At 69.9% G+C, this 20,284-nt stretch carries 19 protein-coding genes and 1 tRNA gene; 8 read left to right on the top strand and 12 right to left on the bottom strand.

The window, feature by feature from the left end; translation table 11 throughout:
• Nucleotides 1–66 precede the first annotated feature (66 nt).
• Nucleotides 67–735 carry an ANTAR domain-containing response regulator gene (locus tag ACTWQJ_RS09815; protein ID WP_053756713.1) on the bottom strand — a complete coding sequence of 223 codons (669 nt, stop codon included), beginning with the start codon at nucleotides 733–735 and terminating at the stop codon, nucleotides 67–69.
• Nucleotides 736–837: 102 nt separating this feature from the next.
• Here ACTWQJ_RS09815 and ACTWQJ_RS09810 point away from each other — a divergent pair.
• Both ACTWQJ_RS09810 and ACTWQJ_RS09805 read left to right on the top strand, forming a co-directional pair.
• Nucleotides 838–910 (top strand) — tRNA-Leu (locus ACTWQJ_RS09810).
• Nucleotides 911–1,015: 105 nt separating this feature from the next.
• Entirely contained in the window at nucleotides 1,016–1,795 is a 780-nt protein-coding gene (locus ACTWQJ_RS09805) for a helix-turn-helix domain-containing protein (RefSeq protein ID WP_443306234.1), read from the top strand.
• 11 nt (nucleotides 1,796–1,806) lie between these two features.
• Here the strand turns inward: ACTWQJ_RS09805 and pyk are convergent, their stop codons facing one another.
• Both pyk and ACTWQJ_RS09795 read right to left on the bottom strand, forming a co-directional pair.
• A complete protein-coding gene (gene pyk / locus ACTWQJ_RS09800; RefSeq protein ID WP_443306233.1) occupies nucleotides 1,807–3,237 on the bottom strand; it encodes a pyruvate kinase in 1,431 nt (476 codons plus the stop codon).
• A gap of 190 nt (nucleotides 3,238–3,427) precedes the next feature.
• Nucleotides 3,428–4,144, bottom strand: coding sequence for an SIMPL domain-containing protein (locus tag ACTWQJ_RS09795; RefSeq protein WP_443306232.1), 717 nt, complete (start codon nucleotides 4,142–4,144; stop codon nucleotides 3,428–3,430).
• 163 nt (nucleotides 4,145–4,307) lie between these two features.
• On the opposite strand from ACTWQJ_RS09795, the gene ACTWQJ_RS09790 reads away from it, so the two are divergent.
• Nucleotides 4,308–6,113, top strand: coding sequence for a bifunctional metallophosphatase/5'-nucleotidase (locus tag ACTWQJ_RS09790; protein ID WP_443306231.1), 1,806 nt, complete (start codon nucleotides 4,308–4,310; stop codon nucleotides 6,111–6,113).
• Between the two features lie 19 nt (nucleotides 6,114–6,132).
• On the opposite strand, the gene ACTWQJ_RS09785 is transcribed toward ACTWQJ_RS09790, so the two are convergent.
• From ACTWQJ_RS09785 to ACTWQJ_RS09760, 6 genes are all read right to left on the bottom strand, one after another.
• Nucleotides 6,133–7,560: a lysine N(6)-hydroxylase/L-ornithine N(5)-oxygenase family protein gene (locus ACTWQJ_RS09785; protein WP_443306230.1), complete on the bottom strand. Its 1,428-nt coding sequence runs from the start codon at nucleotides 7,558–7,560 to the stop codon at nucleotides 6,133–6,135.
• The gene (locus tag ACTWQJ_RS09780) at nucleotides 7,557–8,915 is read right to left on the bottom strand and encodes a pyridoxal phosphate-dependent decarboxylase family protein (RefSeq protein ID WP_443306229.1); all 1,359 of its coding nucleotides are present in this window, start codon (nucleotides 8,913–8,915) and stop codon (nucleotides 7,557–7,559) included. Before ACTWQJ_RS09780 ends, ACTWQJ_RS09785 begins: the two co-directional genes overlap by 4 nt.
• Before the next feature lie 289 nt (nucleotides 8,916–9,204).
• On the bottom strand, nucleotides 9,205–11,691 hold the full coding sequence (gene pepN / locus ACTWQJ_RS09775; protein WP_443306228.1) for an aminopeptidase N: 2,487 nt from the start codon (nucleotides 11,689–11,691) through the stop codon (nucleotides 9,205–9,207).
• Between the two features lie 218 nt (nucleotides 11,692–11,909).
• Nucleotides 11,910–12,260 carry a chorismate mutase gene (locus ACTWQJ_RS09770; RefSeq protein WP_443306227.1) on the bottom strand — a complete coding sequence of 117 codons (351 nt, stop codon included), beginning with the start codon at nucleotides 12,258–12,260 and terminating at the stop codon, nucleotides 11,910–11,912.
• 11 nt (nucleotides 12,261–12,271) lie between these two features.
• Nucleotides 12,272–12,409, bottom strand: a complete 138-nt coding sequence (locus ACTWQJ_RS09765) for a hypothetical protein (RefSeq protein WP_443306226.1) — start codon at nucleotides 12,407–12,409, stop codon at nucleotides 12,272–12,274.
• 34 nt (nucleotides 12,410–12,443) lie between these two features.
• Nucleotides 12,444–13,229 carry a S1 family peptidase gene (locus tag ACTWQJ_RS09760; RefSeq protein WP_443306242.1) on the bottom strand — a complete coding sequence of 262 codons (786 nt, stop codon included), beginning with the start codon at nucleotides 13,227–13,229 and terminating at the stop codon, nucleotides 12,444–12,446.
• 173 nt (nucleotides 13,230–13,402) lie between these two features.
• Here ACTWQJ_RS09760 and ACTWQJ_RS09755 point away from each other — a divergent pair, with 173 nt between their 5' ends.
• Nucleotides 13,403–14,299: a hypothetical protein gene (locus ACTWQJ_RS09755; protein WP_443306225.1), complete on the top strand. Its 897-nt coding sequence runs from the start codon at nucleotides 13,403–13,405 to the stop codon at nucleotides 14,297–14,299.
• A gap of 30 nt (nucleotides 14,300–14,329) precedes the next feature.
• Here the strand turns inward: ACTWQJ_RS09755 and ACTWQJ_RS09750 are convergent, their stop codons facing one another.
• Together ACTWQJ_RS09750 and ACTWQJ_RS09745 are read right to left on the bottom strand one after the other, a co-directional pair.
• Entirely contained in the window at nucleotides 14,330–15,244 is a 915-nt protein-coding gene (locus ACTWQJ_RS09750) for an SDR family oxidoreductase (protein WP_443306224.1), read from the bottom strand.
• 1 nt (nucleotide 15,245) lies between these two features.
• Nucleotides 15,246–16,004 carry an SDR family oxidoreductase gene (locus tag ACTWQJ_RS09745; RefSeq protein ID WP_443306223.1) on the bottom strand — a complete coding sequence of 253 codons (759 nt, stop codon included), beginning with the start codon at nucleotides 16,002–16,004 and terminating at the stop codon, nucleotides 15,246–15,248.
• A gap of 103 nt (nucleotides 16,005–16,107) precedes the next feature.
• On the opposite strand from ACTWQJ_RS09745, the gene ACTWQJ_RS09740 reads away from it, so the two are divergent.
• Genes ACTWQJ_RS09740 through ACTWQJ_RS09725 form a run of 4 tightly spaced genes read left to right on the top strand, consistent with a single transcriptional unit; the run spans nucleotide 16,108 to nucleotide 19,503 of the window.
• The gene (locus ACTWQJ_RS09740) at nucleotides 16,108–16,854 is read left to right on the top strand and encodes an enoyl-CoA hydratase family protein (protein WP_443306222.1); all 747 of its coding nucleotides are present in this window, start codon (nucleotides 16,108–16,110) and stop codon (nucleotides 16,852–16,854) included.
• Nucleotides 16,851–17,699, top strand: a complete 849-nt coding sequence (locus ACTWQJ_RS09735) for a CoA transferase subunit A (RefSeq protein WP_443306221.1) — start codon at nucleotides 16,851–16,853, stop codon at nucleotides 17,697–17,699. The genes ACTWQJ_RS09740 and ACTWQJ_RS09735 overlap by 4 nt, the downstream gene beginning before the upstream one ends.
• Nucleotides 17,696–18,439, top strand: a complete 744-nt coding sequence (locus ACTWQJ_RS09730) for a CoA-transferase subunit beta (RefSeq protein WP_443306220.1) — start codon at nucleotides 17,696–17,698, stop codon at nucleotides 18,437–18,439. The genes ACTWQJ_RS09735 and ACTWQJ_RS09730 overlap by 4 nt, the downstream gene beginning before the upstream one ends.
• The gene (locus tag ACTWQJ_RS09725; protein WP_443306219.1) at nucleotides 18,439–19,503 is read left to right on the top strand and encodes an NAD(P)H-dependent flavin oxidoreductase; all 1,065 of its coding nucleotides are present in this window, start codon (nucleotides 18,439–18,441) and stop codon (nucleotides 19,501–19,503) included. The genes ACTWQJ_RS09730 and ACTWQJ_RS09725 overlap by 1 nt, the downstream gene beginning before the upstream one ends.
• Nucleotides 19,504–19,660: 157 nt before the next feature.
• Here the strand turns inward: ACTWQJ_RS09725 and ACTWQJ_RS09720 are convergent.
• Nucleotides 19,661–20,284, bottom strand: a 624-nt coding sequence (locus ACTWQJ_RS09720; RefSeq protein ID WP_443306218.1) for an acetyl-CoA C-acyltransferase, incomplete at its 5' end; no start/stop codon positions are given.

Below are 20,284 nucleotides of genomic sequence, written 5' to 3'. Positions count from 1 at the left end.
AACCACGACGAGGCCCGCGCCCCCTGCTCACCAGGGGACGCGGGCCTCGTGCTGCTACCCGAGGGCTCAGCCCTTGTCCGCGGCCTTGCCCGCCTTCTTCTCAGCGGCATCCTCAATGACAGCCTCGGCCACCTGCTGCATCGACATCCGCCGGTCCATCGACGTCTTCTGAATCCACCGGAACGCGGCCGGCTCGGTCAGCCCGTACTCGGTCTGCAGGATGGACTTCGCCCGGTCGACGAGCTTCCGAGTCTCAAGACGCTGGCTGAGGTCCGCGACCTCCTTCTCCAGCTCCTTGAGCTGCGTATACCGCGACACGGCCATCTCGATCGCCGGTACGACGTCACTCTTGCTGAACGGCTTGACGAGGTACGCCATGGCGCCGGCGTCGCGAGCCCGCTCGACGAGATCGCGCTGCGAGAACGCGGTGAGCATCAGCACCGGCGCGATCGACTCCTCGGTGATCTTCTCCGCCGCGGAGATACCGTCCAGCTTGGGCATCTTCACGTCGAGGATCACGAGGTCGGGCTTGTGCTCGCGGGCCAGCTCGACGGCCTGCTCACCATCACCGGCCTCGCCGACGACCGTGTACCCCTCTTCCTCGAGCATCTCCTTGAGGTCGAGCCGGATCAGTGCCTCGTCCTCGGCAATGACGACACGGGTCGTCAGCGGAGGCACGTGCGACTTGTCGTCGTCGGGCGCGTCTACGGGCTGGGGCGACTCGGGGGCGGTCACGGGGGCTCCTTGTTCGGGGCAGAGGTACTGCTGACAAGAGCCTACCCAGCTGCGGTAAGGTGGGGGCACGGCGGGTCACTGCCAACCTTCTTTTTACAGGAAGCCCCGGTAGTCCAGCGGAAGAGACACGGTGCTCAAACCACCGACAGCGTGGGTTCGAATCCCACCCGGGGCACTTTTCCTTCGATTCCAAGGTCACGATCTATAAGCGGATGTCCACGTTCTCGTGAACATCCGCTTTTGCTGCACGAGGTCACGATCAGTGACGCAGAGTGGCCGCATGGAACAGCACAGCCCTTCGATTCGCGCCCAAGCGGTCGCACTCATGCGCCAAGGTGTCCCCAATCGCGTGGTCGCCGAGCATCTCAATATCCCCCGCGGGACCATCGGCTGGTGGCGCAGTGAGGACCGCAGGGCCCGTGGCGAGACGTACGTACGGCCCACGGACTGCCCCCGATGCACGGGCCGCGACTTCGAGACAGCCGCGTATGCCTACCTGCTTGGGCTATATCTCGGCGACGGCCACATCGTCTCAAAGCCCAAGCAGCACCACTTGTCCGTCTTCTGCAACGCGACGCAGACCGGTCTGATCGCCGCCGCCGAGGACGCTATGCGCAAGGTCATGCCACTGCCCAGCGTCAGGAATCGCTACAAGCCTGGCTGCGTCGAGGTGAAGTCGTACACGAAGCACTGGACTTGCATGTTCCCTCAGCACGGCCCTGGCAAGAAACACGACCGCACCATCGCCCTCGAACCCTGGCAGCAGGAAATCGTCGACACCCATCCGTGGGACTTCATCCGTGGCCTCATCCACTCCGACGGCTGCCGCATCACCAACTGGACGACCCGCATGGTCGGCGGTGAGCGCAAGCGCTATGAGTACCCCCGGTACTTCTTCACCAACGTCTCCGCCGACATCCGTCAGCTCTACACCGACACCCTCGACAAACTCGGCATCGAGTGGACGCACTGCACCCGGTACGGCAACCCGTACAACATCTCGGTCGCCAAGAAAGCCTCCGTCGCCCTCATGGACACCCACGTAGGCCCCAAACACTGAAAAACCGCTTCCTACCTGGTGCTCTCCCCAATGTGATGCACCCGCACCAGGTTCGTCGTCCCCGGCATCCCGGGCGGCGAGCCCGCGGTGATGATCACCGTGTCGCCCTTCTCGCAGCGGCCGTACCTCGTGAGGAGTTCGTCGACCTGGCCGACCATGGCGTCGGTGGAGTCGACGTGCGGCCCCAGGAACGTCTCCACGCCCCACGTCGCGCTGAGCTGGGAGCGTGTCGCCGGCTCCGGGGTGAAGGCCAGCAGCGGGATCGGCGAGCGGTAGCGGGAGAGGCGGCGGGCTGTGTCGCCGGACTGGGTGAAGGCGACGAGGAACTTGGCGCCGAGGAAGTCGCCCATTTCCGCGGCCGCGCGGGCGACGGCGCCGCCCTGGGTGCGGGGCTTGTTGCGTTCGGTCAGGGACGGGAGGCCTTTCGCGAGGATGTCTTCCTCCGCCGCTTCGACGATTTTCGCCATCGTTCTGACCGTCTCGATGGGGTGCTTTCCGACGCTGGTCTCGCCGGAGAGCATCACGGCGTCGGTGCCGTCGATGACGGCGTTGGCGACGTCGCTGGCCTCGGCGCGGGTCGGGCGGGAGTTCTCGATCATCGAGTCCAGCATCTGCGTCGCCACGATCACCGGCTTGGCGTTGCGTTTGGCGAGCTTGATCGCGCGCTTCTGGACGATCGGGACCTGTTCCAGGGGCATTTCGACGCCGAGGTCTCCGCGGGCGACCATGATGCCGTCGAAGGCGGCCACGATGTCGTCGATGGCGTCGACGGCCTGTGGTTTCTCGATTTTGGCGATGACGGGGAGGCGGCGGCCTTCTTCGTCCATGATGCGGTGGACGTCCTTGATGTCGCGTCCGCTGCGGACGAAGGAGAGGGCGATGATGTCGAAGCCGGTGCGCAGGGCCCAGCGGAGGTCGGCTTCGTCCTTGTCGGAGAGGGCGGGGACGGAGACGGCGACGCCGGGGAGGTTGAGGCCTTTGTTGTCGGAGATCACGCCGCCTTCGATGACCGTTGTGTGGACGCGGGGGCCGTCCACCTTGGTGACCTCGAGGCATACTTTGCCGTCGTCGACGAGGATGCGTTCGCCGGTGGTGACGTCGCTCGCGAGTCCGGCGTAGGTGGTGCCGCAGGTTTCGCGGTCGCCGGGGGCGCCTTCTTCGACGGTGATGGTGAAGGTGTCGCCGCGTTCAAGGAGTACGGGGCCTTCGGTGAAGCGGCCGAGTCGGATCTTCGGGCCTTGAAGGTCGGCGAGGAGTCCGACGCTGCGGCCGGTTTCGTCGGAGGCCTTGCGTACGCGTTGGTAGCGCTCCTCGTGCTCGGCGTAGCCGCCGTGGCTGAGGTTGAATCGGGCGACGTCCATTCCGGCGTCGACCAGTGCCTTGATCTGGTCGTATGAGTCGGTGGCGGGGCCCAGTGTGCAGACGATCTTTGCTCGGCGCATGGTTCGAGCCTAGGGCTTACCGGCGGGTAGAGAATTGGTCGGGCGTGACTACTCAACAACCTTTGCGTGAAGCGGTGTTGACAACTGTTGAATTGTGCGGGTGGCTGCTCTGATGAGCATTCGGGATTCTGTCACGCATTTGGAGTCACTTGGAGTCGCGCTTTCACACGGGCTGGTTTTCGGGATTCGCTCAGAGTCGGGGTGGTGCCATGGTGAATCGGGCGTTGACCTGGGCGTGGATGTGTTGGCGTTGGGGTTCCAGGTCGAGGGGTGCGGCGGCGGTGTCCTCGGCGGAGGCCGCGTAGGCCACGGAGCGCATGCGGCCGCCGGGTGCCTGGGGGTAGGGCGGGGGGTTTTCGGCGCCGGTGTCGGCGAGTTCGACGAGGGCGGTGAGGGTGGTGCCGAGGGCGTCGGCGTATTCGCGGGCGCGTTGGACGGCCTCGTGCACCGCCTGCTGCCGGGCCTTTCGGTGGGCGGGTGAGTCGGGGCGCAGGGCCCACCAGGGGCCGTCGACGCGGGTGAGGTCGAGGTCGGCCAGTCGGGTGGTGAGTTCGCCGAGGGCGGTGAAGTCGGTGAGTTCGGCGGTGATGTGGACGCGGCCGTGGTAGGTGCGGATGCGTTCGGCGCGGCCGTGTTTGGTGAGTTCGGGGGTGATGGAGAAGGCGCCGGTTTCGAGGCGTTCGACGGCGTCGCCGTAGGTTTTGATGAGGTCGAGGGCGGTGGTGTTGCGGCGGGTGAGGTCGTCGAGGGCGGTGCGGCGGTCGCGGCCGCGGGCGGTGACGGTGATGCCGATGCGGGCGATTTCGGGGTCGACTTCGAGGTGGGCTTGGCCGCGGACGGCGATGCGGGGGGCGTCGGGGGTGCCGTAGGGGAGGGCGGGTGGCTGGGGTTCGTGGGCGGTGGTCATATGGCCCACTGTGTCAGTTCTCGGTGTGCTGTCACTCGTTTGGTCGGCGGGTTGGGTCATCAGATCGAAACCTGGTGGGTCTGTTGCTGGCGGTCATGTCCGGGTCAGAATCTACGCGCGTTATCTACGCGCGTCGTTGGCCGTGGCTGGAGGAGAGCACGAGATGCCGTTGAACCGCCGGAAGTTTCTGAAGAAGTCCGCCGTGACCGGGGCGGGGGTGGCGCTCGCCGGCGCGGCGTCGGCTCCGGCGGCTCAGGCCGCGGAGGTGAGGAAGGGCCCGAAGCCGGCGAAGCGGTACTCGCTGACGGTGATGGGCACGACGGACCTGCACGGGCACATCTTCAACTGGGACTATTTCAAGAACGCGGAGTACACGGACGCCAAGGGCAACGCGCAGGGTCTGGCCCGTATCTCGACGCTGGTCGAGCAGGTCCGTGCGGAGAAGGGCCGTCGCAACACGCTGCTGCTGGATGCGGGCGACACGATTCAGGGCACCCCGTTGACGTACTACTACGCGAAGGTCGACCCGATCACGGCCGAGGGCGGGCCGGTGCACCCGATGGCGCAGGCGATGAACGAAATCGGGTACGACGCGGTGGCGCTGGGCAACCACGAGTTCAACTACGGCATCGAGACGCTGCGGAAGTTCGAGGAGCAGTGCGACTTCCCGCTGCTGGGTGCGAACGCGCTGGACGCGAAGACGCTGAAGCCGGCGTTCCCGCCGTACTTCTTCAAGAAGTTCCACGTGAAGGGCGCCCCGCCGGTCAAGGTCGCGGTTCTCGGTCTGACGAATCCCGGTATCGCGATCTGGGACAAGGCGTATGTGCAGGGCAGGATGACATTCCCCGGTCTGGAGGAGCAGGCGGCGAAGTGGGTGCCCAAGCTGCGCTCGATGGGTGCGGACGTGGTGGTCGTGTCGGCGCACTCCGGGTCGTCCGGCACTTCCTCGTACGGTGACCAGCTGCCGTATATCGAGAACTCGGCGGCGCTGGTGGCGCAGCAGGTGCCGGGGATCGACGCGATTCTGGTGGGTCATGCGCACACGGAGATCGCCGAGTTGAAGGTGACGAACGAGAAGACCGGTAAGACGGTGGTGCTGTCGGAGCCGTTGGCGTATGCGGAGCGGCTGTCGCTGTTCGACTTCGAGTTGGTCTTCGCGAAGGGCCGGTGGACGGTGGAGTCGGTCGCGGCGACGGTGCGCGACTCGAAGACGGTCGCCGACGACCCGAAGATCACCAAGCTGCTGCAGGACGAGCACGACGTCGTCGTGGCGTATGTCAACCAGGTCGTCGGCACTGCGACGGAGACCCTGACGACCGTCGAGGCGCGTTACAAGGACGCTCCGATCATCGACCTGATCACCAAGGTGCAGGAGGATGTGGTCAAGGCGGCGCTGGCGGGCACGGAGTATGCGTCGTTGCCGGTGATCTCGCAGGCTTCGCCGTTCTCGCGGACCTCGGAGATCCCGGCGGGCGATGTGACGATCCGGGATCTGTCGAGTCTGTATGTGTACGACAACACGCTGGTCGCGAAGCTGATGACGGGCGCGCAGGTCAAGGCGTATCTGGAGTATTCGGCGGAGTACTTCGTGCAGACGGCGGCGGGCGCGGCGGTCGATGTGGACAAGTTGACCAATGCGGGTGGTCGCCCGGACTACAACTACGACTATGTGTCGGGGCTTTCGTACGAGATCGACATCGCTCAGGCGGCGGGTTCGCGGATCAGGAACCTGACCTACAACGGTGCCGCGCTGGATGATGCGCAGCAGTTCGTGTTCGCGGTGAACAACTACCGGGCGAACGGTGGTGGCGCGTTTCCGCATGTGGCGTCGGCGCGGGAGTTGTGGTCGGAGTCGACGGAGATTCGTACCCGGATCGCGGAGTGGGTGACGGCGAAGGGTGTGCTGGATCCGAAGGATTTCGCCTCGGTGGGCTGGAAGTTGACGCGGGATGGCGTGCCGGTGTTCTAACCGTCTGGCCTGGGGGTCTTCAGTTCCCGTCCGTGAGGGGTGTGAGTGTCTTCGGGTGGCGCGCGGGCGGGAGCTGGGACTGGTGTGGTTGCAGGCCGAAGGTGGTGAATGCGGTGCGGTGGGGCAGTGGGTAGGGCTCCTTGCCGGTCAGGGAGTTGAGGATGGTGGCGCTGCGCCAGGCGGCGAGGCCGAGGTCGGGGGTGCCGACGCCGTGGGTGTGGGGTGCGGCGTTCTGGATGTGGATCGCTCCGGTGATGGAGGGGTCGAGGAGGAGGCGGAATTCGTCGTCGATGCGGGGGCGGTTCTGGCTGTCGCGGCGTAGGTGGGGGTCGAGGCCGGCGAGGAGGCGGGTGAGGGGGCGTTCGCGGTAGCCGGTGGCGAGGACGACGGCGTCGGTGGTGAGCCGGGAGCGGGTGTTCTGCTGGGTGTGTTCCAGGTGGAGTTCGATCCTGCTGGTGGCGATACGGCCGGCGGTGCGGACGTGGACGCCGGGGGTGAGGACGGCGTCGGGCCAGCCTCCGTGCAGGGTGCGGCGGTAGAGCTCGTCGTGGATGGCGGCGATGGTGTGGGTGTCGATGCCTTTGTGGAGTTGCCACTGTGCGGCGATGAGGTTGTCGCGGACGGGTTCGGGCAGGGCGTGGAAGTAGCGGGTGTAGTCGGGGGTGAAGTGTTCCAGGCCGAGCTTGGAGTACTCCATGGGGGCGAAGGCTTCGGTGCGGCCGATCCAGTGCAGTTTTTCGCGGCCGGCGGGGCGGTGGCGCAGTAGGTCGAGGAAGACCTCGGCGCCGGACTGTCCGGAGCCGACGACGGTGATGTGGTCGGCGGTGAGGAGGGTGTCGCGGTGGTCGAGGTAGTCGGCGGCGTGGATGACGGGTACGCCGGGTGTGTCGACGAGGGGGCGGAGCGGGTCGGGGATGTGGGGTTCGGTGCCGATGCCGAGGACGATGTTCCTGGTGTAGGTGCGGCCGAGGGATTGGGCTTCTGAGTCGGTGTCGAGCTGGGTGAAGTCGACTTCGAAGAGGTCGCGTTCGGGGTTCCAGCGGACGGCGTCGACCTGGTGGCGGAAGTGGAGTCCGGGGAGGTGGTCGGCGACCCAGCGGCAGTAGGCGTCGTATTCGGCGCGTTGGATGTGGAAGCGCTCGGCGAAGTAGAAGGGGAAGAGCCGGTCGCGGGTTTTGAGGTAGTTGAGGAAGGTCCAGGGGCTGGTGGGGTCGGCGAGGGTGACCAGGTCGGCGAGGAACGGTACTTGGATGGTGGCGCCGTCGATGAGCAGGCCGGGGTGCCAGTCGAAGGTGGGGCGTTGTTCGTAGAAGACGGCGTCGAGTTCGGCGAGGGGGTGGGCGAGGGCGGCGAGGGAGAGGTTGAAGGGGCCGATGCCGATGCCGACCAGGTCGCGGGGGGCTTGGGCTGCGTGGTGCGGGGTGTGGGGGTTGGTGGGGCGGGTCATCGGGGGGTGTTTCCTTCCACCAGTGTGAGGAGGGCGGCCAGGTCCTGGGGTGTGGTGTGGGGGTTGAGGAGGGTGGCTTTGAGCCAGGGGCGGTCGTCCAGCCGGGCTCGGCCGAGGACGGCGCGGCCGTCGGTGAGGAGTTGTCTGCGTACGGCGGCCACGGTGTCGTCGGTGGCGTGGGTGGGCCGGAACAGGACGGTGCTGATGGTGGGCCGGTCGTGGAGTTCGAGGGCGGGGTGGGTGTCGATGAGGTCGGCGAGGTCGTGGGCGTGGGCGCATACCTGGTCGACGAGTGCGCCGAGCCCGCTGCGGCCGAGGGTTCTGAGGGTGACGGCGATCTTGAGGATGTCGGGTCTGCGGGTGGTGCGCAGGGAGCGGCCGAGGAGGTCGGGGAGGCCGGCTTCGGTGTCGTCGTCGGCGTTGAGGTAGTCGGCGCGCTGGTGGAGGGCGGCGAGGTCGCGGGGGTCGGTGAGGGTGAGGAGGCCGGCGGCGATGGGCTGCCAGCCGAGTTTGTGCAGGTCGAGGGTGACGGTGTCGGCGGCTTCGAGGCCGGCGAGTTTGGTGCGGTGGCGTTCGCTGAACAGGAGTGCGCCGCCGTATGCGGCATCGATGTGCAGGCGGGCGCCGTGGGCTCGGCAGTGGGCGGCGATGTCGGGCAGCGGGTCGATGAGTCCGGCGTCGGTGGTGCCGGCGGTGGCTGCGACGAGGAGGGGGCCGCGCAGGTCGGTGAGGGCTTTGTCGAGGGCGGCGGGGTCGAGGGTGCCGGTGGGGGCGGGCAGGACGACGGGGTCGGGCAGGCCCAGCAGCCAGGCGGCGCGGCCGAGGGAGTGGTGGGCGTTCGTGGCGTGGACGAGCTGGATGCGGGGGCCATGGGTCTCGCGGGCGAGCAGCAGGGCGAGGTGGTTGGATTCGGTGCCGCCGGTGGTGACGAGGGCGTCGGCGGCGCCGACTTCGTGGGCGAGCGCCTGTGTTACGAGGGTTTCCAGGGTGGAGGCGGCCGGGGCCTGGTCCCAGGAGTCGAGGGAGGGGTTGAGGGCGCTGGCGGCGAGGTCGGCGGCGGTGGCGACGGCGAGGGGTGGGCAGTGCAGGTGGGCGGCGCACAGGGGGTGCGCCGGGTCGGCGGAGCCTGCGGCGAGAGTGTGTACGAGGACGTGCAGGGCGTCCGGGTGGCCTTCGTCGGGCAGTACGTCGCCCACCGCGGCCCGGACCTGCGCGGCGACGGCGTCCGGGCCGCCGGCAGGCAGTGGCCCGCCGCGCGCTCGGGTGCCGTTCTGGAGGGCGTGGAGCACGGTGTCGAGCAACGGCCGTAGCGCGCCCGGGCCTTCGGGGCCTGAGGCGAGGGGCGGCGTGGGCATGCTTCCAGCTTGTACGCGGATGGGGCGACGCGCCCGAAACGCCCGGGGATCGGTACCCGAAAGGGGTACGGGGTGGCGTCGGGTGGCGGGCGCGGGCCCGCCACCCTGTGCCGCGTTGCGGGCCTGCCACCCCATGCCGCGTTGGGGGGCGTGCCGGGCCCCGCGTCTGCGGCGTGATCCGCCGGACGAGGCCCTAAGCCTGCGGCATGATCCGCTCGACGGGCTCTACGCCTTCCGTATGATCCGCCGAACAGGCTCTACGCCTGCCGCATGATCCGCCGGACAGGCTCTACGCCTGCCGCACCCGCAAGGCTCGGGCCAGATCGTCCAGTTGGTCGGCCAGCTTGCGGCGCAGGGCCGGGATGGGGTCGGCGTCGCGCAGGCATTCCTCGCCCAGGCGCAGGGTGTCGGTGTCGACGGCGTGGGTGGGGAAGGCCCAGCGGCCGGCGGCATCGGCGATGGCGGGGCCGCGGCGGGCGGCTACGGCGACGGCGTCCTCGTAGTAGCGCGGCACGTACTGCCGTACGAGGTCGGCCTGTTCGGGCTGCCAGAAGCCCCGGGCGGTGGCGGTGAACAGGTAGTTGGACAAGTCGTCCGTGGCGAACATGGCCTCCCAGGCGGTGTGCTTGGCCGCCGGGTCGGGCAGGGCGGCGCGGCAGCGGGCGGCGCCCTCCTGGCCGGTGGCGCTGGGGTCGCGGTCCAGCTCGGCGGCTATGGCCGCCTCGTCGGTGGCGCCGAGGACGGCGAGGCGGGCGAGGACGCGCCAGCGCAGCTCGGGGTCGAGTTCCGGTCCGCCGGGGACGGTGCCGTCGGCGAGCCAGGCGGCGATGGTGTCGGGCTGGGCGGCGACGTCGATGAAGTGGCGTACGGCGAGCAGGCGCAGGCCGGGGTTGTCGCCGTCCTCGGTGCGGCGCAGCAGGTCGCGGCAGAGGGAGGAGATGGTGGTCAGGGCGGCGGGGCGGTCCTCGGGGGCGAGGTAGCGGTCGGTGATCTGGGTGGTGGCGAAGCCGAGGACGCCTTGGACGAGGGCGAGGTCCGTCTCCCGTGGGAGGTGGGCGCGGGCGGTGTCCAGGTAGGTGGTGGGCGGGAGTTCGCCGTCGCGGACGGCGTCCCTGAGGGCGTTCCACACCACCGCGCGGGTGAGGGGTTCGGGCAGGCCGGACAGTCCGTCGCGCACGGCCCGGAAGGACTCCGGGTCGAAGCGGACCTTCGCGTAGGTGAGGTCGCTGTCGTTGAGCAGCAGCAGCGCGGGGCGCTTGCCGATGGGCCGGCCGTCGGTCTGCGGGATGTCGAGGTCGAGGCGTTCGCGCAGGGTGAGGCGGCCCTCGTCGGTGAGGTCGGGGTCGTAGAGGCCGACGGCGATGCGGTGCGGGCGGCTGCCGGTGCGTTCGACGGTGAGGGTGTAGGTGCCGTTGTCGCCGGTGAGGCGGGGGATGAGGGTGTCGACGCCGGTGGTGCGCAGCCAGGCGTCGGCCCAGGCGTGGACGTCGCGTTCGGTGGCGGCGGCGAGGGAGTCGATGAAGTCGGCGAGGGTGGCGTTGCCGAACCGGTGCCGGGTGAAGTGGGTGTTGATGCCGGCGAGGAAGTCCTTCTCGCCGAGCCAGGCCACCAACTGGCGTAGCGCGGAGGCGCCCTTGGCGTAGGAGATGCCGTCGAAGTTCAGGAGCGCGGAGGCGGTGTCGTTGACGGCTTCGGGGGCGACGGGGTGGGTGGAGGGGCGCTGGTCGGCGTCGTAGCCCCAGCCCTTGCGGACGACGCCGAAGTCGGTCCAGGTGTCGGTGAAGCGGGTGGCCTCGGTGAGGGTCTGGTAGCCCATGTACTCGGCGAAGGACTCGTTGAGCCAGATGTCGTCCCACCACTTGAGGGTGACGAGGTCGCCGAACCACATGTGGGCCATCTCGTGGGCGATGACCATGGCGCGGGTCTGCCGCTCGGTGTCGGTGACGGCGGAGCGGTAGACGAACTCGTCGCGGAAGGTGACCAGTCCGGGGTTCTCCATGGCGCCGGCGTTGAACTCGGGGACGAACGCCTGGTCGTAGGAGTCGAAGGGGTACGGTTCGTCGAACTTCTCGTGGTAGCGGTCGTAGCACGCGCGCGTGACGTCGAGGATTTCGTCGGCGTCGGCGTCCGGGTAGGGCGCGAGCGCGCGGCGGCAGTGGATGCCGAAGGGCAGGCCACGGTGCTCGGTGCGCACCGAGTGCCAGGGGCCGGCGGCGACGGCGACGAGGTAGGTGGAGATCAGCGGGGTGGGCGCGGCCTTCCATACGCCGTCGGTGTGCTCGGTGATGCCGTTGGCGAGGACGGTCCAGCCGTCGGGTGCCTTCACCGACAGTTCGAAGACGGCCTTGAGGTCGGGCTGGTCGAAGGCGGCGAAGACCCGCTGGACGTCGTCCATGAACAGCTGGGTGTAGACGTAGGTCTCGCCGTCGGTGGGGTCGGTGAAGCGGTGCATGCCCTCGCCGGTGTGCGAGTAGCGCATGGCGGCGTCGACGCGCAGTTCGTGGTCACCGGGGGTGAGGTTCTTCAGGGGCAGGCGGTTCTCGTCCAGGGTTTCCGGGTCGAGGGGCTGTCCGTCGAGGGTGACCGAGCGCAGTTCGGCGGGCTTGAGCTCGACGAAGGTGTCCGTGACGTCCTGGTCCGCGCGGACGGTGAACCTGATCACGGTACGGGAGTCGAAGGTCTCGTCCCCGGTGGTCAGATCTAGGTCGATCGTGTAGCGGCGGACGTCGAGGAGCTGGGCACGGGTCTGCGCTTCGTCGCGCGTGAGTACGGACATGGAGGACATGCTGCCTGATGGCACTGACAGGGGGACAGGGGCGGAGGGGTATACGGGCCTGTGTGGGGTCCCGCGTCGGTGGCGCGGCCCAGCCGGTGGCCTGGACGACCGAACCGCGCCCGGGCCGCTGACGGGGGGTGCTCGCCGGCTGACGAGGAGTGCACGGCGCGCCATGCCCGCGCGGGTCCCTGTCCCGTCCTGGGTGGTGTCGGCCGAGGTCAGTCGGCCGGGGACGCGGTTGCGTTCTCGGTGTCCTCGGCGATTCTCTCGTGATGCCGGATGACCTCGGCGATGATGAAGTTGAGGAATTTCTCGGCAAACCCCGGGTCCAGCTTGGCGCTCTCCGCGAGGGCGCGCAGCCGGGCGATCTGCCGTCCCTCGCGGTCCGGGTCGGCGGGCGGCAGCCGGTGCACGGCCTTGAGGTGTCCGACCTGCTGGGTGCACTTGAAGCGCTCGGCGAGCATGTGGACGACGGCCGCGTCGATGTTGTCGATGCTGTCGCGCAGCCGGGCGAGCTCCTCGCGGACGGCCGGATCGACGTCACCGGTGATGGTGTTGCTGGTGGTCATGGGCTCCCACCCTACGGGGCGCCGTCGCGGGCCGCGCCGATCACCTTGTGGAAGGCCACGTCCTCGTGCCCGCCGGGCACGCCCGGCACGCGTCCCGTCTCACGGAAGCCGAGCCTGAGGTGGAAGTCGGTTTTCCGGCGGAGCCGCACACGGTGCGGGCGGCTCCGCCGTACGGCGGTCCGGCTACAGCGCGGACGCCGCCCGGGCTATGTCCTTCGCGAAGTGGCTGACCTCGGTGTAGACACCGGGAACGCCGGTGCGGGCACAGCCGTCACCCCAGCTGACGATGCCGACCTGGATCCACTTGCCCGCGTCGTCCTTGCGGAACATGGGGCCGCCGGAGTCGCCCTGGCAGGTATCGACGCTGCCGCTCTGGTAGCCGGCGCACAGTTCCTCCGCGGGCACCAGCCGGTTGCCGTAGTGCCACTTGCACGCGCGGTCGCTGACGAACGGCACGGTGGCCTTCTGGAGCTTGGTCGTGCCGGTCCCCGCGCCCTCCTTCGTGTCGCCCCAGCCGGCGATGGTGAACATGCCGCGGTTGTAGCGGTTGGTGGTGGCGATCTTCAGCGTGGGCTTGTCGATGGGCCGGGCCAGCTTGATCAGCGCCCAGTCCTTGCCCGTGCCGTCGTAGCCCGGCGCCACCTTGACCTTGGTCGACTTGACCTTGATCGCGGCGGAGGAGTTGAGGTCGGCGACACCCGCGGTGACGGTGATGCGGGTGTTGTTGCCGGAGCCCTCCATGCAGTGGGCGGCGGTCAGGACGATGTCCTTCTTGTACAGCGCCCCGCCACAGCCCATGGAGAGGTGGACCATGAAGGGGAACTCGTTCTGTGCGGCGGGCTTTCCGCCGATGACGCGCGTGTCCGCGGCGTGCGCGCTGACCGGCTGGAGGCTGGCGACCGCGAGGGCGACGGCACCGGCTGCCGCGGCTCTCTTCGCCAGGGACAGGCCCGTTCTTCTCGTCGCGATATGGGTCAACGTACTTCCCTTCGTGGGGGATTGGGCGGCTCGCAAGTATGAAGATCGGATGGCGTGCATGACAAGGACAGATCTCACGCCCCGGCGGAGGAACCCGACCAGCGAAAATCAGCTCTCACCCCCGTAGAGTGGAATCGGGTTCAAGGCGTCTTGGGGGTACGGGCGTGGCGAACGACGGACCGGTCGAGCACGGCTACCCACACCTGGAGACGGTGCGGGCCGCCATCACCGCGCTGTACAGGCGGCTGTCGTACGACACCGTCCAGACGTTCGCGACCAGCGTGGCCCCGGCCGACGTGGCCTTCTGCGACACCGACGACCTGTATCTGGGCGCCCAGCGGGTGGCCCGCGAGCTGGTGCGGCACTACCGGCTGCCGGACGCCCGCCTGATCGTCAGCTTCCGGGAGATGCAGCACGCGGCGAACGTCGAACTCGCCGCGGGCCCCGAGTACTTCGTGGAGCTGAACGACCGCTTCCGCACCCACCGCCGGGACATCGGCGCGGCGCTGGCGCACGAGGTGATGCATGTGTATCTGCACCGCCTGGGCCTGGCCTTCGACGGCACGCGGGACAACGAGATCCTCACGGACACGGCGACGACGTATCTGGGCGCCGGCTGGCTGCTGCTGGACGCGTACCGGGAGGACTCGGCGTCCAGTCAGAAGTTCGGCTATCTGACCCCGGAGGAGTTCGGGTACGTGCTGGCCAAACGCGCCATGGTGTTCGGGGAGGATCCGTCGACGTGGTTCACCAGCCCGCAGGCGTACACGGCGTTCGTGGAGGGCAGGTCCTTGGCCCGCCGGGACGAGCAGCAGCCTCCGCTCACGGCGGCGGGCTGGGCGGGCCGCCGGCGCTACGCCCGCGACCGGCGGCACGCTCAGGACCGGCACGCCCTGGTCGCGGCGCCGGGCGCGCCGTACGCGTTCACGCCGGATGCGCGCGGGCCGCTGCGGGTGTCGTTTCCCTGCCCGACGTGTCACCAGCGGATCCGGGTGCCGGTGCGGGGGCGTGTGCGGGCGCGCTGTGCGCTGTGCAGGACTGTGCTGGAGTGCGATACGTAGGTGTGGTGGGGTCGGGTGTTGATGCCGAGGTCAATCCACCTGGCTCCCGTACACCGACCCCGGAACCTCCGCGGCGGCCAGCAGCCCGCGTACCACACCATCCACTTCGGTCACGTCCCACCGCGCCCCCTTGTCGGTCTCGGGCCCCGCCCGCCACCCCTCCATCACGGCGATCCGGCCCCCTTCCACCTCGAAAACCCGCCCGGTGACCCCCGCGCTCGCGGCCGAGCCGAGCCAGACGACGAGCGGGGAGACGTTCTCCGGGGCCATGGCGTCGAATCCGCCGTCCGGTGCAGCCATGGCCGTCGCGAACGTGCGGTCCGTCATCCGTGTGCGCGCTGCCGGTGCAATCGCGTTGACCTGTACGCCGTACCGCCCGAGCTCTGCCGCCGCGACCAGGGTCAGCCCCACGATCCCGGCCTTCGCGGCGCTGTAGTTGCCCTGTCCGACGGAGCCCAACAGGCCTGCTCCGCTGCTGGTGTTGACGATCCGGGCCGACGGTGTGCGGCCGGCCTTGGCCTCGGCCCGCCAGTGCGCGGCGGCATGTTTCAGCGGCAGGAAGTGGCCCTTGAGGTGGACGCGTACGACGGCGTCCCAGTCGTCCTCGCCGAGGTTGACCAGCATCCGGTCGCGCAGGAAGCCGGCGTTGTTGACGAGCGTGTCGAGCCGGCCGTACGTCTCCAGCGCGACCCGGATCAAGGATGCCGCGCCCTCGGTCGTGGCGACGTCCCCGCCGTGCGCGACCGCTTCACCACCGCGCGCCCGGATCTCCGCGACCACCCGCGCGGCCGGACTGTCGGCCGCGGGCGCCCCGTCCAGCCCGACCCCGAGGTCGTTGACGACGACCCGTGCGCCCTCGGCGGCGAAGGCGAGCGCGTGGGCCCTGCCGAGCCCCCGCCCGGCCCCGGTGACGACGACGACCCGCCCGTCGCAGATTCGGCTCATCTCACCCCTCCTTGTGGGCGGTCGCGGCATCCAGGAACGCGGGCCGCTCCCCGCCCCCGTGCACGAGCAGGCTCGCCCCGCTGATGTACGAGGCGGCGTCGGAGGCGAGGAACACGGCGGCCGCACCGACGTCGGACGGTTCCGCGAGCCGTCCGAGCGGAACCGTGCGCGACACCGCCGCGATCCCGTCCTGGCCCCCGTAGTGGAGGTGGGACAGCTCCGTTCGCACCATCCCGACCACCAGCGTGTTGACCCGCACATCCGGCGCCCACTCGACGGCCATGGAGCGGGCGAGGCTCTCCAGTCCCGCCTTGGCGGCGCCGTACGCGGCCGAGCCGGGGGACGGGCGGCTGCCGCTGACGCTGCCGATCATCACCACACATCCCTTGGCCCGTGCGAGGTGCTCGTACGCGGCGAGCGAGGCGGTCAGCGGGGCGACGAGGTTCAGTTCGACGACGCGGGCATGCCGCTCGGCGTCGACGTCGGTCAGCAGCCGGTGCGGAGTGCCGCCCGCGTTGTTGACGAGGACATCGAGCCGGGGCAGCGCGGCGAAGAAGTCCCGTACCGCGCTCTGGTCGCGCAGGTCGACGGGCACGAACCGGCAGCCTTCGAGCGGAGTGTCGGCCGGTCTGCGCGCACAGATGACGACGTCGGCGCCCGCGTCGACGAAGGCCCGCGCGATCCCGGCGCCGACTCCCCGGGTGCCGCCGGTGACGACGACGGTCCGGCCGGCCAGGCTCGGGCGCCGTGAGTTTTCCACAAGGGGTGCTTTGTCCACAGGGGCTCCCACTGCCGAACGGCGGCTGCTAGCTTCGAAGCCTCGCACCTAACAAATGTTTGGTGGAAAGGTAGCTGATGTGCCCATGGGTGTCTCCACCTCGTCCCCGGGAAAGGGGATTTCCGTCGTCACGGTCGACCATCCGCCGGTGAACGCACTGCCGGTGGCCGGCTGGTACGCCCTTGCGGACGCGGTGCGCGCGGCCGGCCGGGACGCCGAGATCCGCTGTGTCGTCCTGGCCGCCGAGGGGCGGGGCTTCAACGCAGGTGTGGACATCAAGGAGATACAGGCGCGGGGCGACAGCGCCCTGCTCGGCGCCAACTCCGGCTGTGCCGAGGCGTTCGCGGCGGTGTACGAGTGCGAGGTTCCCGTCGTGGCGGCGGTGCAGGGCTTCTGCCTGGGCGGCGGCATCGGCCTGGTGGGGAACGCGGACGCGATCGTGGCGAGCGAGGACGCCGTCTTCGGCCTGCCCGAGCTGGACCGCGGCGCCCTCGGCGCGGCCACGCACCTGGCCCGCCTGGTCCCCCAGCACCTCATGCGCACGCTGTACTACACCTCGCGCACGGTGAGCGCGGCCGAGCTGCAGGCGCACGGCTCGGTGTGGCGGGTGGTGCGACGCGGGGAACTGCTGGCGGCGGCCCTGGAGTTGGCCCGCGAGATCGCCGCCAAGGACGGTCGGCTGCTGCGCCTGGCCAAGGCCGCCATCAACGGCATCGACCCGGTCGACGTGCGCCGCAGCTACCGCTTCGAGCAGGGGTTCACCTTCGAGGCGGGTCTCAGCGGGGTGGCCGGCCGCGTCCGCAGCGACTTCGGAAAGGACGTGCCCGAGTGACCGACAAGACGATGACCGCCGACGAGGCCGTCTCCCGGCTGCGGAGCGGCATGACCCTCGGCATCGGCGGCTGGGGCTCGCGCCGCAAACCGATGGCTCTGGTGAGAGCACTGCTCCGCACCGAGATCACCGATCTCACCGTCGTCTCGTACGGCGGTCCGGACGTCGGCATGCTGGTCGCCGCCGGCCGGATCAGGAAGCTGGTCGCCGCCTTCGCCACCCTCGACTCGATCCCGCTCGAACCGCACTACCGGGCGGCGCGCGAACGCGGGGCGTTCGAGCTGATGGAGATCGACGAGGCGATGTTCCTGTGGGGGCTGCAGGCCGCCGCGAACAGGCTCCCGTTTCTCCCGGTCCGGGCCGGCCTCGGTTCGGACGTGATGCGGGTGAACCCCGCGCTGCGCACGGTGACGTCCCCGTACGAGGACGGCGAGACGTTCGTGGCCATGCCCGCCCTGCGCCTGGACGCGGCCCTGGTCCATGTGAACCGCGCGGACCGGCGGGGCAACGGGCAGTATCTGGGCCCCGACCCGTACTTCGACGACCTGTTCTGCGCGGCGGCCGAGCGGGCGTACGTCTCCTGCGAGCGGATCGTGGCCACGGCCGAGCTGACGAAGGAGGCCGCACCGCAGACGCTCCTTGTCCAGCGGCACACGGTGGCCGGCGTCGTCGAGGCCCCGAACGGCGCCCACTTCACCTCCTGCGTACCCGACTACGCGCGCGACGAGGCCTTTCAGAAGCACTACGCCTGCACGCCCTGGCCACAGTTCGCCGAGCGGTTCCTCGGCGGCGACGAGCCCGCGTACCGGTCCGCCGTCCAGGCCTGGCACAAGGAGCGGCCATGAGCACCAAGGCGTCCGCACCCACCCGCGCCGAGTACTGCGTGATCGGCTGCGCCGAGGCCTGGCGCGGGGCCGGCGAGATCCTGGCGAGCCCCATGGGCCTGATCCCTTCCATCGGCGCCCGGCTCGCCCGCCGCACCTTCGCCCCCGACCTGCTGCTGACCGACGGCGAGGCGACGCTGGTGGACGTCGACGGCACGCCCGAGGGCTGGCTGCCGTACCGTCGGCACCTCACCCTGGTCACCGGTGGCCGACGGCACGTGATGATGGGCGCGAGCCAGATCGACCGCTACGGCAACCAGAACATCTCCTGCATCGGCGGCTGGAGGAAACCCGTCCGGCAACTGCTCGGCGTGCGCGGAGCGCCGGTCAACACACTGAACAATCCGACGAGTTACTGGATCCCCCGGCATTCCCGGCGGGTGTTCGTCGAGCGCGTCGACATGGTGTGCGGGGTCGGGTACGACCGCGCCGCCGCGCACCCGGAGACGGCACGCTTCCACCACCTGGCCCGGGTCGTCTCCGACCTCGGCGTCTTCGACTTCGCCACGCCGGACCACACGATGCGGGTGGCGTCACTGCACCCGGGGGTGAGCGTCGAGGAGGTGCGGGAGGCGACGGGCTTCGCGCTGACGATCCCGCCCGAGGTGCCGCCGACCCGCGCGCCCACGACCGAGGAACTGCGCCTGATCCGCGAGGTGATCGACCCGGCGAACACCCGGGACCGGGAGGTGCGGGCCTGATGGAGACGGCGCTCACCAGACTGGTCGGCGTGCGGCACCCCGTCGTGCAGACCGCGATGGGCTGGGTGGCGGGCCCCCGCCTGGTCTCGGCGACGGCGAACGCGGGGGCGCTCGGCATCCTGGCGTCGGCGACGATGACGCTCGACCAGCTGCGCGAGGCGATACGCGAGGTCGCATCGCGGACGACCGCACCCTTCGGCGTCAATCTGCGGGCCGACGCGGGCGACGCGGCCGACCGGGTCCAGATCATGATCGACGAGGGTGTCCGGGTCGCCTCGTTCGCCCTCGCCCCCTCCCCCGAACTGATCGGCGCCCTCAAGGAGTCGGGCACGGTGGTCATCCCGTCCGTCGGGGCGCGGCGCCATGCCGAGAAGGTCGCGGCGTGGGGCGCGGACGCGGTGATCGTGCAGGGCGGCGAGGGCGGCGGCCACACCGGCGAGGTGGCGACGACGGTGCTGCTGCCCCAGGTCGTGGACGCCGTGGACATCCCGGTCGTGGCGGCAGGCGGCTTCTTCGACGGGCGGGGCCTGGTCGCGGCGCTGGCGTACGGCGCGGCGGGCGTCGCCATGGGCACGCGGTTCCTGCTGACGTCGGACTCTGCGGTGCCGCACGCGGTGAAGGCGAGGTATCTGGCGGCAACGGTCAGGGACGTCACGGTCACGACGGCGATCGACGGCCTGCCGCACCGCATGCTGCGCACGGAACTGGTCGACGCGCTGGAGAGATCCGGCCGTACGACGACCCTGTTCCGGGCCATACGCAGGGCGGCCGGGTTCCGGAAGCTGTCCGGCCGCACCTGGCGCGGCATGATCCAGGACGGCCTCGCGATGAAGCACGGCAAGGACCTGACCTGGAGCCAGGTCCTGCTGGCCGCCAACACGCCGATGCTGCTGAAGGCGTCCATGGTGGACGGTCGTACGGACGTCGGGGTCATGGCGTCCGGGCAGGTCGCCGGGGTCATCGAGGACCTGCCGTCGTGCGCGGAGCTGGTGGAGCGGGTGATGGCGCAGGCCGACGGAATCATCGGCGCGCTGACGGAGCCGGGTGCTTCACTGCCCGGATGACATCTGACGCCGGCATGGTGAAGGTGGCCGCGGGCGTTCGGCGTTCGGCGTTCGGCGTTCGGCGTTCGGCGTTCGGCGTTCGGCGTTCGGCGTTCGGCGTTCGGCGTTCGGCGGCATGATCCGCCGGCCATGCCCCAGCCGTCCCGCTCAGACCCGCTCAGACCCGCTCGATGATCGTGACGTTCGCCTGACCTCCGCCCTCGCACATCGTCTGGAGTCCGAATCGCCCGCCGGTGCGCTCCAGTTCGTGCAGCAGGGTCGTCATCAGCTTCGCGCCGGTCGCGCCGAGCGGGTGGCCCAGGGCTATCGCGCCGCCGTTGACGTTGACCTTCCCGGGGTCGGCGCCGGTCTCCTTCAGCCAGGCCAGGACGACCGGTGCGAAGGCCTCGTTGATCTCGACGAGGTCGATGTCGTCGATGGTGAGGCCGGTCTTCTTCAGGGCGTGGGCGGTGGCGGGTATCGGGGCCGTGAGCATGCGGATCGGGTCCTCGCCGCGCACCGAGAGGTGGTGGACGCGGGCGCGCGGCGTCAGCCCGTGCTCGCGCACCGCCCGCTCGGAGGCCAGCAGCAGGGCCGCCGCGCCGTCGGAGACCTGCGAGGAGCAGGCGGCCGTGATCGTGCCGCCGTCGATGACCGGCTTCAGCGCGGCCATCTCCTCCAGGGAGGTGTCCCGCCGTGGCCCCTCGTCGGCTGCGACGTCCCCGTACGGCACGGTCTCCCGCGTGAACCGCCCCTCGTCGATCGCCCGCACCGCCCGCCGGTGCGAGCCGAGTGCGAACTC

The sequence above is a fragment of the Streptomyces sp. KR55 genome (genome assembly GCF_052245645.1).
Classification (GTDB): domain Bacteria; phylum Actinomycetota; class Actinomycetes; order Streptomycetales; family Streptomycetaceae; genus Streptomyces; species Streptomyces flavusporus.
The sequence above is the reverse complement of the archived record's forward strand: the minus strand, read 5'-3'. Positions and strand labels throughout refer to the sequence as shown.

What these genes read in the sequence shown, in the direction of transcription:
- ACTWQJ_RS09780 (WP_443306229.1), bottom strand. Translation starts at nt 8,915, where the DNA reads ATGCCCACGCCGCCCCTCGCCTCAGGCCCCGAAGGCCCGGGCGCGCTA.
- ACTWQJ_RS09725 (WP_443306219.1), top strand. Translation starts at nt 18,439, where the DNA reads ATGGAGACGGCGCTCACCAGACTGGTCGGCGTGCGGCACCCCGTCGTG.
- ACTWQJ_RS09750 (WP_443306224.1), bottom strand. Translation starts at nt 15,244, where the DNA reads ATGAGCCGAATCTGCGACGGGCGGGTCGTCGTCGTCACCGGGGCCGGG.
- pepN (WP_443306228.1), bottom strand. Translation starts at nt 11,691, where the DNA reads ATGTCCGTACTCACGCGCGACGAAGCGCAGACCCGTGCCCAGCTCCTC.
- ACTWQJ_RS09805 (WP_443306234.1), top strand. Translation starts at nt 1,016, where the DNA reads ATGGAACAGCACAGCCCTTCGATTCGCGCCCAAGCGGTCGCACTCATG.
- ACTWQJ_RS09770 (WP_443306227.1), bottom strand. Translation starts at nt 12,260, where the DNA reads ATGACCACCAGCAACACCATCACCGGTGACGTCGATCCGGCCGTCCGC.
- ACTWQJ_RS09795 (WP_443306232.1), bottom strand. Translation starts at nt 4,144, where the DNA reads ATGACCACCGCCCACGAACCCCAGCCACCCGCCCTCCCCTACGGCACC.
- ACTWQJ_RS09740 (WP_443306222.1), top strand. Translation starts at nt 16,108, where the DNA reads ATGGGTGTCTCCACCTCGTCCCCGGGAAAGGGGATTTCCGTCGTCACG.
- ACTWQJ_RS09790 (WP_443306231.1), top strand. Translation starts at nt 4,308, where the DNA reads ATGCCGTTGAACCGCCGGAAGTTTCTGAAGAAGTCCGCCGTGACCGGG.
- ACTWQJ_RS09785 (WP_443306230.1), bottom strand. Translation starts at nt 7,560, where the DNA reads ATGACCCGCCCCACCAACCCCCACACCCCGCACCACGCAGCCCAAGCC.
- ACTWQJ_RS09730 (WP_443306220.1), top strand. Translation starts at nt 17,696, where the DNA reads ATGAGCACCAAGGCGTCCGCACCCACCCGCGCCGAGTACTGCGTGATC.
- pyk (WP_443306233.1), bottom strand. Translation starts at nt 3,237, where the DNA reads ATGCGCCGAGCAAAGATCGTCTGCACACTGGGCCCCGCCACCGACTCA.